Raw genomic sequence first — 15,018 nt, 5'->3', positions numbered from 1 at the left:
AGCCGCGGAACCGAGTATCAACCAACCCCACGTACCGCCCAGACTTCATCGTTCAGCTGCTCTAGCACAAGGTTGAGCCGCTCTCCCAGAATGTTGTTCAGTTGTTTCGCGCCACCATCATCGGAGAACCGTTCATTAACAAACTGTTGGTCAATGATCACTTCATGTACAAGCTGTTTCGCAAGTCTGTTTAACCACTCTCTTTGTACAGGGCTCCATGGATGACTGGCATAAATCTTATCCATAGCACTGAACACTCTCTGCTCGAATGAGATAAGTGCCTCTCCCAAAGCTGCCTTGCGAATATGGCCGAGAATGCTAGCGGCTATATCCTGATTGGTCTGGTTACGCACGGCTGCTTTCAGTTTAGCCTCTGAGTATCCGGCCTCATCCAGTAAGAGTTTAATATCCTTAAGCCCCTGCCTGGTAAGGTCACGAGGTCTGTTGACAACAACTGCTAGCGCGACGGATTCGTTAAGCTGTTGTTTGATGAAATCATTGAAACTCTCAAGGTAGTCTTCCGGCCGTTGATGTTCACCGTAACTTTGAGTTCGCTCTTTTACCTGATCGAGGCCCGGTGCAATGATGGGCCTGTACTCAGAGCCAATCATGTTGGACACCTCATCCATCTGGTTTAACAGCCCTGAATGACGATTAATAAATTCCGAAGCTTTACGAGGCCCAAGAGAACGTAGATGGGTATGCAGCTTTTTAGGTTCAACACCCCAGAGCTCTTGCAACTCATTCAGCTTGCTCTTTAGTTCAGGATTGTTTTCGGCCCTCTTCTCAGCCTTACGCAGCACACGCATGAGTTTCTGCCCAAGCTGGCTTAATACAGCATCAGCCTGGCTCTCCCCTTCCTGCTCCCCGGGACTGCTCAGTGCCGTTTCCAACTTGTTTTGATCGGTCAGCTCATCGACCAGCTGTTCCATGGTGATATTGGGGTTTTTCACCAGAGGTTTCATAGTGCTGACTTCACTCAAAGCTGCATAGATATCAACCGGGTCATAAATACGGAATACGGTCTTGCCTATTTCATCGCAGCGGCGAGTGGCGCGCCCCACCATCTGTTCATACAAGATGCGGGATTTTACCCGTCTCAGGAACACGATATTGCAGATTTTCGGAACGTCTATGCCAGTACTCAGGAGGTCAACGGTGATGGCAATGTTCGGCTTAGTTTCATTTTTATAGCGGCGAATGAGCTTGGCTACTTCATCACTCTGGCCAGTAATTTTTGCGACGGCAGCTTGCTTGTATTTATTTCCGTAAAGCGCTTCAAACTCTTTGTCCAACTGCTCTTTTACCATGTCTGCGTGTCGATCAGTCACACAGAAAATCATGGTTTTTTCCGGGCCGGATGGCACCAGCTCTTGAGCTAACTGTTCGCAGATAGCTTTATTGAAGCCGGGTGTTATGACTTTGCGATTGAAAGCATCGACATCAAAACTCATCTCGTCTTCCAGCTCCTCTGTTACGACCTCACCTGTTTGGGTGTCTATGGCAGAAACAGTCTCACCTTTTTTAAACTGGATTCCTTTCTCGGTCTGCTCCGTGATGTAACGTATGGGTGGTTCATGGTCGATGAGCCAATCATCGGCCACGGCTTCCCGATAGGAATATGTGTAGACGGGGCGCCCAAATATCTCACTGGTATGCTTTGCGGGAGTGGCTGTAAGTCCAATTTTGACGGCATCAAAATAATCCAGAGCTCTGCGATAGCTGGAGAGATATTGGCTCGAGTCTCTTGTGGATATTTCTCCCTCTGTCATTTCTTGATCAAGGGTATAACCACGGTGCGCTTCATCGACGATGATGCAGTCAAAGCTATCCACAGACGGAGGGTTATCAGATGCAAAAATGCGTTGCACCATGGCCTGCACAGTAGCAACTTGTATACGGGTTTCCGCCTCCGCTGCCATATCACCTAGTTCGGCAATGTTGTAGATTTTTGACAGGCTTTGGTTCTGCTCCAGTGGTGCTTCTTTAAAACTGTCCAGCGCCTGGTCACCCAGTGCTGTTCTGTCTACCAGGAACAGAATTCTTTTGAAACGTTCAGTTTTAAGGAAACGGTACATTAAACCAATAATGGTTCGGGTTTTACCGGTGCCTGTGGCCATGGCCAGAAGAGCGATACGAATATCTTTCGCTAACGTGCTTTCTACAGCCTTAATAGCTTTTATTTGATAATCCCGTAACCGCAAATAACTGAAACCTTCTTGCTGCAACTTTTTTTCTGACTCTTCTTTGCTACGTTTCAGAAGATCAGAGAGGCCATCAGGAGAATGGAAACCGTGAAGGGCTTTCGAAAGATTACTGGGCTGACGTACATCACGAAACCATGTGCCGGACTGTGTTTCCAGCTGTTTGATGTAAGGACGTCCATTACAGGAATAGACGAAAGGTATCTGGTAATGCCCATCTTCATCATCAGGCCACGCAATTGTCCGACCAGCCAGTTCCCACGCGCCTGTCAAAGGCGATTCTAATTTAAAACCTTTACTGTACCGTTCAGCTTGGGGGATTTTTCCAGCGACGTCTGTGTTCTCTTTTTTGGCTTCAACTATGGCTATAGGAGTAAGGCCAAGAAATAACACATAGTCTGCACGACCTTTCTTTCCTTGATACAGTGTGGGCCATTCGGCAATGGCTTTGTTTTTACCCTTCTCGGGTCTCGCACCTTTCTTCCAGGTTAGCTCTTGGGTGTCTGTTTCCCAGCCCGCTTCCGAGAGTGACTGGTCGATCAATATGCGAGTAAGCTCCTCGCTTAGAATAATGCTCTTACTGGCATTCTGGGTGTTTTTAGCCACCTTCTTGCGCTGGGTGGAGCGAACCTTATCTGACTGTTCTTTTATCTGCTTCTGGAGCTCTGCCAGTTTGGCTTCATACGTCTCCTGTTGCTTAATCAGCTCTTGCTCGTGAGCTTTAGCTTGCTCGGACTGCTGTTTGGATTCTTCATCCATAAGCAAAGCTAGAGCTTGGTATTCGCTTTTCTCTTTCTTGACCAGATCATTGAGCTGTTGGCTGGAATCCAACTGTATGTTGGCCTCTGTCAGTTCACTTTTGAGTTTTTCAACTTCTTCAACCAGGTGGCGATGCTGTTCACTGGGGTCTGACGGACGCTGAAATGCACCAGCTTTAAATTTAACACCCTGCTTACCGAAGGATTGGTGATACCAAATAGCCAGCTCTCTAGCTATCTTCAATCCGGCGAGTGCCTCTTTATGACTGGTTCTGAACTGATGAACAGCATCGTTACCATTCATGCGAAGAGCGTGAAACAACTGACGGACTTCAGGGCTGAATCGGAGCTCACGGGTCAGGTTATAGAGAAGGTCAGCTTGTGTTGTTTTTTCCTCAAACTCAATATCAACCCGTACAGCTATATCCTGGGCTAAAGCTTCACCGAGCTGTCGGAGTTTGAAAAGAGTTGTATTGGGGTCACTGGAGAATGACCGCTCAGCCGCAGTTGCAAGCTCAACAAAAAGAGAATCATGTTCAGCAAGAAAGTGGAAATTTGATAGCTGGGCGTTATGATCTGCTGCCATGCTGCTGTCTCCCTGGTAATACGTACAACCCTTGGGCTGAATGAACTTTCCTATGCTGCCGGAAGATAAAGGAAATGTCGGTCAATTTGCATTCTACGGCATTGGCCGTATGTGTTGCAGCAGTGATCTCTGTATAACTTTGCTAGTTATTTTCCAACTGCCGTTATAGAGGCTGGTCTCACCGTTCAAGAGTGCCCAACAGTCATCCAGCGATGTACACGTTGTGCCCAGATTTTTATGGATTCAGGGCTTAACCCATCATGCACATCACTTTTTGTTTTGGGGTGAGGAATGCCCTTGTATCCACCTTTACCAGCTACCCTCATAAAGGTACTTGTTGGCCAACGCAGTGATTGCTTCAATAGGCCATGCTCTATCTCTGTAGTAATTTGCTGGTTCCATTCGGCATATGGAGTCAGCCTGATTAGTTGAGTAGAGAGTGCTTTAGCTGCATCGGATGTATCAACTTCCAACATATGGAAATACCTACCTCCACATTGCACGCTAGAGATCACCCAACAACGAGGGGTGTATTCAGGTTTCATCAGGTGCTTGGTACAACGCTCAAGTGCAGGGAGCTTTCTAATTTCAGGCTTTTGAACTGTGCATCCATATTCAGCTTTCAAAAGTTCAAGCATTTTCATAAATGCGCTGAACTTATCGAGGTATAAATGAGCATCATTTGTAGTATCACTGACAGTATCCCACTCAACCCCTCTTAACGAGCCAATTGCCGTGCCCTCATCAACGCTAGCATCAAGAGTGCTTGGTGATGTCTCATCATCTTCAACCTTTCGACCTGCCGAGCTCTGCCGTGACTTCCTGGCAATTTTCTTTGTTACGAAACCGCTTGAGAATTCAAACTCAACAACTGGGGCCTGAAGCAGATCTCGCGAATCATCACTACGAGCATCTTGCTCCTGCAATTTGCCCATTTCACTTTTTTCATACTGGCTTTTACCTGTTGTATTACCAGAGCTATTTACCACCTCTTGAAACTTCGGATGATAGAACTCAACCAATGCAGGCATATCTACTTTGATGTCACGTATCGCCTCTATTTCATAGATAAAGACAGTTTTGAGGTGGTGATTGTACTGCCCCCTGACTGCGAAACGTGCTTTGGGTAGTAAAGGCGGACGAAACTGGAAGTTCCAAAATCTATGCCCACTGGCATCGTAGCCATTAATTTTTTGGTGTTGCCCAATACTCTCGAAAGAAGCTCTGGCTTCAGGATCAACAAGAATCCAGCTTAGTATGCGCCTCGTTTCAGGGTCATTAAATGATTTCAGGGGGTACCCTGAAGAAGGCATAACATTAACAGTAGCCTTGTTATGTTCTGTATCATTAGATATATCAAACTCAGCCTTCAAACAGTCTGGCTCGAGTGCTGTACGAGATAAATAGCCATCATGCAGAAACAGAGATCTGGCAAGCTCGAGTTGTGGTAAAAAAACAGTAAGGCCCGTATCCGTCTCGAATACAAAACACAGCTGATCTTTTTCATAAAACCCAGCGTTTTTCCATAGCGGACAATCAGCGATGGTTCTCACTTGCCAGCTACTGGTGTCAGTGATCGTAAATTCTTGCTTATATCCTGCCTGTTTGACCTCCTGACTGGGGTTAAGAACTCTTCTCCTTGCGAGCACCGGCACATTTGAAACTCTCAAAGCTTTTTTACTTTGAGGGGGAGAAAGCCCAAGCGAAATACCCCATTGATGCCCGTCTAATCTGCGGAAAAGCCTACCAAGTTCTTTAACAACCGTGTCTGGCTTAATGAGATCAAACTTTATTCCCTGCATTGTAATTTAAAACTTCCTGTAAAAAATGCTCTGTTACTCTAGTCAGGCGCTCATCACTTAACCCCGAAGCACGCAAGAGTTGCCATCGCGCTGGTCTGTGTATGGGATATCGAAAACGGATTAACATGTTGGTAACCCTTCGTATCTGGTAATCCGATGAGTCCTCGCAATAATGCTGAAAAAAAGCACGGACGAGAGGAAGCTTTTCCTGATTTTTCTCGACTGATGCAGTATTTTTGAGTTTAGAAAGATACCAGTTCTTCGACCTTCTTGGACAATTCAGCACTACTTCATATTCATCACGTAGAGCCATGAGCGCTCTGACTGTGTTTCTATCTCTTCTTTGCCAGTCTACTTTAGAAACACACTGGTCCCGCTGTATTCTATTTCGTTTATTCTCGTCTAGGAGCCACGGCTTATCGTTCCGGTATAGCCATGCATATAGAGACCCATTTCTTCGTCTTGCGTTCTTGGGGCCAGCTTTAATGACCAGATCTTGCCAACACCGCCGTTTCTGACTGATTTCTTCCGTTACAAACATTGCAGTTTTTTGTCTTTCATGAGTTGCCTCACAGACTGAAATGCCCCCAACTTCACGAACAATATCAGTCAAACGCCACTTCTCCGGCATGAAAGGGGAAAGAGCAACGGTATGCTCAAGATAACTGAATGACTTGCGGTGTTTGCGGAATATGTTTCTTAGCCAACAGCACTGGCTATCAGTAACTTGAAGACCATGATAGCGGAGCCACTCGGAGGACCAGTACTGCACAACCCTCTCCCTGATGGCTCCGTACTGTATTTGTCTTCCTCGACAACAATCTGCTTGTACAGCAGCTTTCCTATAAAATATGCTCCATTGCCTAAATGATGGAGACCGAGCTGGTTCAGAAGAAAGTAAATCGTTCACTTGGCAAGCAACAGCTATGTCTTGCTTTCTCGCAGATAGTCCAACTCCCTCTTCACTATTTTGAGGAGACGCAGGAAAAAATTGGTGCCGGTGATATCCATGCCTAGGTAATAGAGCAGCTTTGAGGCACCCATGCTCCAAACAGCAATTAGCACCTGCCAATTGCCACCGTCGGTCCCAATAATACTCGCCATATATTTGTCGCTGCCTCTCAAGACATTGTGGGCAGTATCGGATGTTCTCTGTTTGTTTAACTCTTGATGCGGCTACACCCAACATAAGATGAACAGCTCCTTGTGAGCAGGATGCCATCCATCGTAAACACTGTTGTCTGCGTTCTTCACTGGTGAAAGGGGCATAAACAGGCAGCAGAGTATGTTGATATGCGATCTTCTCTACATTAAAACTTGGAGGCAGTCGGTCAACGATGCAATTCAATTGATTTGGCAGATCCAAAGTTGCTATAACTTTTCTATCGCCGAAGATTTCATCAAGCAGGGACTTCGGGCTTACAACCCCAAGCCTTACCCCAGCTCTCGCAACTGTGCTGTAGATCAATTCATTTGGATACGGCAGTGGAAAGTTGAGCATTGTTAACCAGCTTCTTTCAGCCAGAGATCAACATCAAAAACAATATCTGTCTGTTTTAGCTGCTCATAGAACGACTGACCATCTATCTGTTGAGAATACCGAAACCGGAGGTCATCTGAACCAAGTGTATTCCAGTCTTTAGGGAGGATTTTTTTAATACTTTTGCCTTCTTCAACTTGATCTTCTTGTGACTGATTTTCCTGATACCAGTGGAGTACTACTGGCATTAATTCCCGGACAGTAAGATCAGGCTTTTGTTTGATAGCCCTTTTCACTAAAGGAACAATCAAATCTGACTCACAATCCATAGCCACAAGCAGATTATGAAGTCGCTCTGCCTGCTCATTCCCACCATACTCCTGCAGCATCTCTTGTTGTGACGCTTGGGACTCCTCAATAGCAGTAAGCAATTTTAATAATTTGGAATCAATATCAGGGAATGATAGATCCGAGTATTCCGCGATACGTTCTGGGTCACCTGATCGAAGAGCGGCCAGCATCGGATGAACAGGCTTTAACTCATCTTTATATACTTGTTTGAAAAGTTTAGGCGTCAGACGTTCTGTCTTTGTTGCAATGGCCCTTAGTTGAGCCAGAACAAAAAGTTTTACTACAATATCGAGAACACCTTGAGACAGTTCATACCAACAATCCCGAAGCTCCTCACACAAAGCCTTTTCACGCTTCTGCAACCACTGGTATTTCCAGAGTTTGTCGGTAAAAGCGACCCATTCACTTTTTTTGATTTTCCCAGTATCTGGATCTTTAGAAGAAGGTAGTTTTTGCATGGGCTCCCAAACCAAAGAACCAAAACCAGCTCCCCTTCTTGCTGATCGAAAATTTGTCTCAAATATAGGTCTGGCTTTTGGTGTTCCCACTAAAATCACAGGGATACCAATCATATTGACCATGGTGACAAAGAAGTTCAACATCATCTCGACACCCCCGGAACGTTGTCGACTTAGGTGCTGAATCTCATCAATAACGAGCACACCAACAGCATGCAGATTAGCTATCTGCCCCATCAATGCCAGCAAAGTATCAACACCGTTTCGCTTCAAGGCATACTTTCTTTCATAATCCGTATGAAGAATGTCATCTATAACCCTGAAAAAATGGATGCATAAATTCTTGAGTGAGCCATCGTGAGGACAGTCCACTTTCAGATACACCACCTGGGTGAAATTATACTTCTCGTGATAGAGCGCCTGTGGGTAAGTCGAGAGTATCCGGCTTAGAGTGGTACTTTTTCCACTGCCAGAACAACCAATGAGAGACAGACTTCTGGCTGTTGACTTAGCTTGCTGAAAACGAAATACATCCAGATCTCCTTTCATCACCCTTTCATAGCCATTCTGCATGTGTGTGCTCAGTGAACCATCAGTCAGATTTCTTCCTACATACCCCTGCCGAATCATGACCGATAGTTTTGTTTCTAGCTGAATATGGCTGGAAAGTGGTTGAAAAAAGTCATCAAGGAGTTGAGCAATAATATGAACTCGTTTACTACCATCAACAAAGGCTTCTCTCGGGTCGTAATCTATCTGCCCCATTAAGCCCTGTCTTATCTCTTGGGTGGTCAATATTGGAGGCAGAGCTTCAATAAAGGGGTTATTCCGATACTTTTTTACACCAGGGTCTTGATAGATGGCTTCAGTGATATTGGTTGGCAAACCCATTTAGTCATCCTCTTCAAAAAGCTCATCAATATAATCTGGAAAACTGTAGTCCTCTGTTTGCTCTGTTATTGGAATAACCTTTGCCATCTCTTTCCCTGATTGCTGCGGGGAATAGCTTGTACGCTTTCTTTCATCTTCTTTTTCTTTTTCTCTGTTCTTACCGATTGCTCTGATTCGCTCAGACTTGGTAACACTCTCATCATTTGGGCTCAAAGAAATAGCAGACTCTATTTTCTTGTCAATCAAAGCTTCTAATTCCCGCTTTCTACGGTCAGAGTCCAATTTACTTTTAGCATTAGCCTGTTTCTGCTCTGTCATAACTTGCCATACGTCCCAGAACGAGCAACCAGAGAACTGTCTCGACCGCTGGGTTAGATTGCAAACCCAGTAATGAGCACTATTTTTCTTTGGGAACAGATAGATATAGTCTGCATTTCTTGGGTCATATGCAGCATCCATTTTTTCTGGCCGAACCGCATCACTGGAGCGATGTAACCAACCACGCTTAAGAATTTCCTGAGATGTATAATAAATACCAAACATACACCCCCCAAGCTCTGAGAATGTGACCTTCTCCCTGGGTAGCATACTGATTCTCAAAGCATCCTCGGATACAACCCTTAGTCTCCCTGTCCGATTCTGTAGCCCCCACGTCCATATAGATAACGGAGTCATCAGTAAGTCTGCGGGCATATCAATATCACGGTCATATTTTTCCATCGTATGGAACTGATTGCGATAAAGGATGGAAGACAGAATAATCTCAGTGAACTCGGTAATTGTTAGTTTTGCATCCAGTCGATAGTCTTTTCCTCCCCGCTTTTTTACCAATGTCTTTTGAACAACACCGGGAGCATAGGGCTTAAACTCGGCTTGAATTGTCCTGAAACTACGCTCTACAATACCCTTAGCATCACCACGATACGGAGGAGTGTTCTCAATCCGAACGGAGAAATTACGTTCTAAGGCTTCAATCTGATGCCCTAAAAGCTCTCCCCTATCAGCCAGAATGGCATCAGGCAAACCCACTGCAGGCCACTCATCTTCCGTTATATCTAAACCATACTGTTTACACAGTGCTACCTTATCCGTCATAGACACTGTCAATGCCTGCATGGCTGCTACGTAAGAGGGGGACTCAAAACCAACATAAAACCCTGTAATCATGCGACTAAATACATCAATCACCATATAAACGGTGGGGCGCCCAACAATATTTCGTCGATCGCTATTCGAGACCAAATAAATATCAGCTATTGTCGCATCTATTTCGAACCTTGAGCCTGGCCCAAAAGCCTGCACGGTCGCAGTAGAAGATAAAGGCCTTATATCCTTGTTGTACTCAATTTTACTTGCTTGTTTCTGAATTTTTTCTGCTTGCCCGTACTCTCTCTGAAAAAAGTGCAGCATCTGCCACTTACTTGGTATTTCAGACTCAGGGGTTTCAGGGTAATAATTTTCGTAGAGATTCTTGAATTTTCGATGCGCTGAGGGAAATGACCTTCTTTTCTCATTAAGGATGTAGCGATCTATAGCTATTCGAAAAAGTCTTTCAATTTCGGGATCAACAATAGCTCCCACACCCGGAGTATACTCCCTTGGTCTACCTAATTTCTTACCCTTAGGAGAGCGTTTTTTCCCCTTCCCCCCTGAGTTTTTATAATCTGGAAGAACTGCATTGGCTGTTTGCCCTCTCTGCCAGTAGCGTCTAGCCAACAAATATAAGTTCTTCTTGCTTGTCCCCTTCTCTTCAACGATTTCCTTGATTATTTTTGCCCTAACTTTTGGGTTAAAGAACTCAACAGACCCAACTAAATGCTTTATAAGGTCGAAGTTTTTCTCCCTCTTCTTGTAAGCCGTTGAAGATGGCTCTGGCGACATAAAAGCTAATTCTTCATAAGGGTCGCTCTGCCTCACCATGCTTTCATTAAGGATTGCTTTCTCAAGATCTTTTACCAGAGCAATAGAAGGTAGAGCAGAGCCGTCATCAAGGTTAATCCAAACTACCTCCTCCGAAAGCAAAGCTAAGACTCTGTACCTTACCTTCTCATAACAAAGCACTTCGTTAATTCGAAACACTCTGAACCTCCAACAAGGCTGACACTTCTCCCAAGCTCAAGTCAGAAGCTTTTATTTTTGTTGTGGGAGTAGTGATATTAAAGAGGAAGAATCGTTTGGCCATTAGCTGCCTAAGCTCTAACAAAGACTGTCCTATAGGGAGTGAATAAGCGGCATCAAGCTTTTTCGCCAGCTCAATTACTGTTAACCCGGGGCTCTTATTTAAATGGTGAACATAGAAATTTATTTTTTCTGAAACGTCATCATCGTCTAAGTGGTCTCGTTGGACAGGATAAAGCCAGTTGATGTTCTGAAAGACTGTTCGAGGAATATCAATCTCTGTTACTAGCATCCACGGAACTTTCTTCTGCTGCCAATAACGCCTTTCAATTTCTAATTTCTCTACGGTTCTTGGTTTTGAAAGAGCATTTGAGTATTTCGCCTGAAGAACAAACTTAGGGTTACTAGTATCTAAGGTGTTGACTAAAAAGTCTGAGGACATGATCTGCATAACGCCTTGAAGCGAAGGGTGCTTCAGATCTGCCTCACTAGCCAGACAGAGGGTATCCTCCAGCCGTAAAGGAAATTGCTCTCTTATATCTATAGTTTTTGTGGACCACTCAAGCAATAGGAATACCGCAAGTTCCAAGTCCGATAATAGATGATGGGTTCGCTCAGATTTGTGACCAAAGATTCGATGAGACCTTCCCTCTGATGGTAAATCTCTAACAGTTAACCAAGGCTTATATTCACGCCCACGCCCAGCTCCTCGACCTTCTTTGATCCATCGCCTGTTTTTTGCTTCTGAGTTACCGTACTGCTTTTTTGCCATAACAAAAACCGTCCAGCATTACCCTGACACACTAAAGTAATGCTGAACGGCTTAAGTTTCCAACTTTATTACTCGGTTTCCAACTTTATTACTTGGTTTCCATCTTTATTACTCACCTACACGATCTATAACCTTTGTGGCTATTCTACCGTCACGCTCTTCGCCAGATTACGAGGCTGGTCAACGTCTGTGCCTTTAATTAAAGCAACATCGTAGGAGAGCAGCTGTAGTGGCAGGGTGTAGATAATAGGTGCAACCCAATGGCTTACTTCGATCAGGTTAATAACCTTCACGCCTTCTGCTGCAACCAGACGGGAATGAGGGTCTGCAAATACGTAGAGCTGGCCGCCACGGGCACGCACTTCTTCCATATTGGATTTCAGTTTTTCCAGCAGCTCATTGTTTGGAGCAACAACAACGACAGGCATATCGCTATCGATCAGCGCCAGAGGGCCGTGCTTCAATTCACCAGCCGCGTAAGCTTCTGCGTGAATGTAGGAGATTTCCTTCAGCTTCAGCGCACCTTCCATAGCGATGGGGAACATAGTACCCCGACCGAGGAACAGGCTGTGATGCTTATCGGAAAAGTCTTCAGACATTTCAGTGATAGCATCTTTCTGTTTGAGCACTTCCTGAATAGCCGCAGGCAGGCCACGCAGATCATTTACGATACTTGCTTCTGCCTCTTCGCTCATAAGGTTACGACTGCGTGCAACGGCTGTTACCAGCATCAGCAAAGATGTCAGCTGAGTTGTGAAAGCCTTTGTGGAAGCCACACCAATCTCAGCACCCGCACGAGTCATAAATGCCATATCAGATTCACGCACCATAGAAGAACCCGGTACGTTGCAGATGGTCAGGCTGTTCATAAAGCCCTGCTCTTTTGCCAGACGCAGTGCTGCCAGAGTATCTGCTGTTTCACCAGACTGAGAAATAGTGACAAACAAACAGTCTTGAGGAACGAACGCCTTGCGGTAACGGAACTCGGAAGCGATCTCTACACGACAAGGGATTCCCATATCTTCAAACCAGTTACGGGCAACCATACCGGCGTTGTAGCTGGTACCACAGGCGATCAGCTGTACGGCCTTGGTTTTCTCGAAGATTTCACGAGCGTTATGACCAAACGCTTCAACAGAAATATGGCTGTCGCTCAGGCGACCTTCCAGTGTATTGGATACAGAACTTGGCTGCTCGAAGATTTCCTTGAGCATGTGGTGACGATATTCACCTTTATCACTGGCCTCATGATCAAGATCGCAATCCACCAGCTCACGCTCTACCGGGTTGCCGTTGGTATCAAAGATAGAAACGGTTTCACGGGTAATATCTGCAACATCACCTTCTTCCAGATACTGGAAGCGGTGAGTTACTGGCAGCAGTGCCAGCTGGTCAGAACCAACATAGTTTTCACCAATACCCTGACCAATAACCAGTGGGCTGCCTGAACGTGCAACAACCATATGGTTTGGCTCGCGGCGATCAACAATTACGGTTCCGTAAGCGCCATCCAATTGGGCAACAGTGCTTTGCAGGGCTGCCAGCAAAGAATCACTGCTTTTGCGTTCATGGTGGATCAGGTGCGCAATAACTTCTGTGTCGGTATCAGACTCAAAGGTGTAACCCAGTTCTTTTAGTTGCTTACGCAGTTCTTCGTGGTTCTCAATAATACCGTTGTGCACAACGGCAATATCACCAGACACATGAGGATGCGCGTTACGTTCGGTAGGTTCACCGTGGGTTGCCCAGCGAGTATGGGCAATGCCGGTTCCTCCCTGTACAGGTTCTTTAGTAAGTGCGTCTGCCAGCTCCTGAACTTTACCTGTACGACGCAGGCGACCCATTACACCTTCTTTATCAAGAACGGCAAGGCCGGCGGAGTCGTAACCGCGATATTCCAGACGCTTCAGCCCTTCTACCAGAATAGGAGCCACATCCCTTTGTGCTACTGCACCAACAATTCCACACATGTCGTTTACCTTAAACTTTAAAAACTGGTTTTGATCTGATGGAAGAGGCCGTTAAGACTTCTTCACTGGCTTCTGCCAGCCTGGAATGTTGCGCTGTTTTCCGCGGGCAACACCGAGGTGACCATCGGGAACTTCTGCCGTTACCGTGGAACCGGCTCCAACAACAGCGTCCTTACCAACGGTGACCGGAGCTACCAAAGCAGTATTTGAGCCAATAAACGCACCGTCTGCGATGGTGGTTTTGAATTTGTTGGCGCCATCATAGTTACAGGTGATTGTTCCTGCTCCGATATTTACACCTTCACCCACTTCAGCATCACCTACGTAACTGAGGTGGTTTACTTTGCTGCCTTTGCCGATATGAGCTTTTTTGGTTTCTACGAAGTTGCCAACTTTGGCTTTGTTCTCAAGGCGAGTGCCTGGGCGCAGTCGTGCGACTGGGCCAACATCACAACCTTCACCAACAGCGGCATCTTCAATAATGGTGTTGGACTTAATAATGGAACCAGCACCAATCACGGCATTCTTGATATGACAGTTAGGGCCAATCTGAACACCATCGCCCAGCTCAACTTCACCTTCAAACACGCAGTTAATGTCGATCACAACATCGTGACCTGCAGTGAGTTTGCCGCGAATATCGATACGGGCAGGATCAAGCAAAGTTACGCCATCAACCATTAACTGTTCCGCCTGACGCAACTGGATCAAACGCTCCAGTTGAGCCTGCTGCATACGGTTGTTTACGCCCTGAACTTCCATTTCACTGCCGGGGCGGGCGCTGACAACAGGAGTACCTTCTTCAACAGCCATGGCAACAATATCTGTAAGGTAATATTCACCCTGAGCATTATTGTTGTTCAGATTACCCAGCCATTCGGAAACTCGCGAACCTGGAATGGCCATAATGCCAGTGTTGGTTTCGGTAATGGCTTTCTGTTCAGGAGAAGCGTCTTTATCTTCAACAATCGCCTGAATCGCGCCCTGCCCATCACGCACGATGCGGCCGTAACCACTGGGGTTCGCCAGATCAACAGTGAGGAGAGCCAGGTTTTTGCCATCGCAGGCAGAAACCAGTGATTGCAGAGTGCTGGAACGGATCATGGGCACATCCCCATAAAGAACCAATACAACATCCGCACCTTCACAGGCAGGTGCGGCCTGCATTACTGCATGACCAGTACCCAGTTGTTCTGTTTGCTCAACCCAGTTCACCTGAGCGTGAGCCAAACGTTCACGAACCTGATCAGCGCCGTGACCGATCACCACATGAATATTATTTTGATCGCCCAGAGTTTGCTCAGCAGCTCCAATCACATGCTCCAGCATGGATCGCCCGGCAATTGGGTGGAGAACCTTGGGAAGGGAGGACTTCATCCGGCTGCCTTGCCCGGCGGCCAGAATAATTACATTTGTGTTCATACAGATTTCCATTCTACGCACACGCTTTGATCACATGCGCAGATGCATCAAAACAAAAAAGCCCGGCACTGGCCGCTTTCCATTGATTCTTGGCTCTGTTCAATCAGAGCAATTAAGGCAATGGAAAACACCCGGTGCAGAGCCGCAAACACCGCGAAAACAGTTTAGAAAGATACTCCACTGTCATCGCATTACTGACAAAGCTA

The 15,018-nt window shown here is 46.0% G+C and carries 8 protein-coding genes and 1 pseudogene; all 9 read right to left on the bottom strand.

Translation table 11 applies throughout. The features are described from left to right. Positions 1-17 precede the first annotated feature (17 nt). Positions 18-3,548, bottom strand: a complete 3,531-nt coding sequence (gene hsdR / locus ACY2RR_RS16275; RefSeq protein ID WP_490109223.1) for a type I restriction-modification system endonuclease — start codon at positions 3,546-3,548, stop codon at positions 18-20. 185 nt (positions 3,549-3,733) lie between these two features. Continuing rightward, a complete protein-coding gene (locus tag ACY2RR_RS16270; RefSeq protein WP_490109222.1) occupies positions 3,734-5,350 on the bottom strand; it encodes a Tn7-like element transposition protein TnsE in 1,617 nt (538 codons plus the stop codon). Further along, positions 5,331-6,122 (bottom strand): TnsD family Tn7-like transposition protein, encoded by a 792-nt coding sequence (locus ACY2RR_RS16265; protein ID WP_490109329.1) that lies wholly within the window; start codon positions 6,120-6,122, stop codon positions 5,331-5,333. Before ACY2RR_RS16265 ends, ACY2RR_RS16270 begins: the two co-directional genes overlap by 20 nt. A gap of 273 nt (positions 6,123-6,395) precedes the next feature. Further along, positions 6,396-6,851: pseudogene (locus tag ACY2RR_RS16260) on the bottom strand (TniQ family protein); the annotation flags it as partial. 2 nt (positions 6,852-6,853) lie between these two features. Further along, positions 6,854-8,530: an AAA family ATPase gene (locus tag ACY2RR_RS16255; protein ID WP_490109221.1), complete on the bottom strand. Its 1,677-nt coding sequence runs from the start codon at positions 8,528-8,530 to the stop codon at positions 6,854-6,856. After that, positions 8,531-10,609 carry a TnsB C-terminal domain-containing protein gene (locus ACY2RR_RS16250; protein ID WP_490109220.1) on the bottom strand — a complete coding sequence of 693 codons (2,079 nt, stop codon included), beginning with the start codon at positions 10,607-10,609 and terminating at the stop codon, positions 8,531-8,533. After that, positions 10,596-11,420 (bottom strand): TnsA endonuclease C-terminal domain-containing protein, encoded by an 825-nt coding sequence (locus tag ACY2RR_RS16245; RefSeq protein ID WP_490109219.1) that lies wholly within the window; start codon positions 11,418-11,420, stop codon positions 10,596-10,598. The genes ACY2RR_RS16250 and ACY2RR_RS16245 overlap by 14 nt, the downstream gene beginning before the upstream one ends. 140 nt (positions 11,421-11,560) lie before the next feature. Further along, entirely contained in the window at positions 11,561-13,390 is a 1,830-nt protein-coding gene (gene glmS / locus ACY2RR_RS16240; protein WP_490109218.1) for a glutamine--fructose-6-phosphate transaminase (isomerizing), read from the bottom strand. A 51-nt stretch (positions 13,391-13,441) separates the two neighbouring features. Further along, entirely contained in the window at positions 13,442-14,812 is a 1,371-nt protein-coding gene (gene glmU / locus ACY2RR_RS16235) for a bifunctional UDP-N-acetylglucosamine diphosphorylase/glucosamine-1-phosphate N-acetyltransferase GlmU (RefSeq protein WP_490109217.1), read from the bottom strand. Positions 14,813-15,018: the final 206 nt, after the last annotated feature.

The organism is Parendozoicomonas sp. 2304DJ65-17 (genome assembly GCF_058148445.1).
This window is presented reverse-complemented; position numbering and strand designations above follow the sequence as displayed.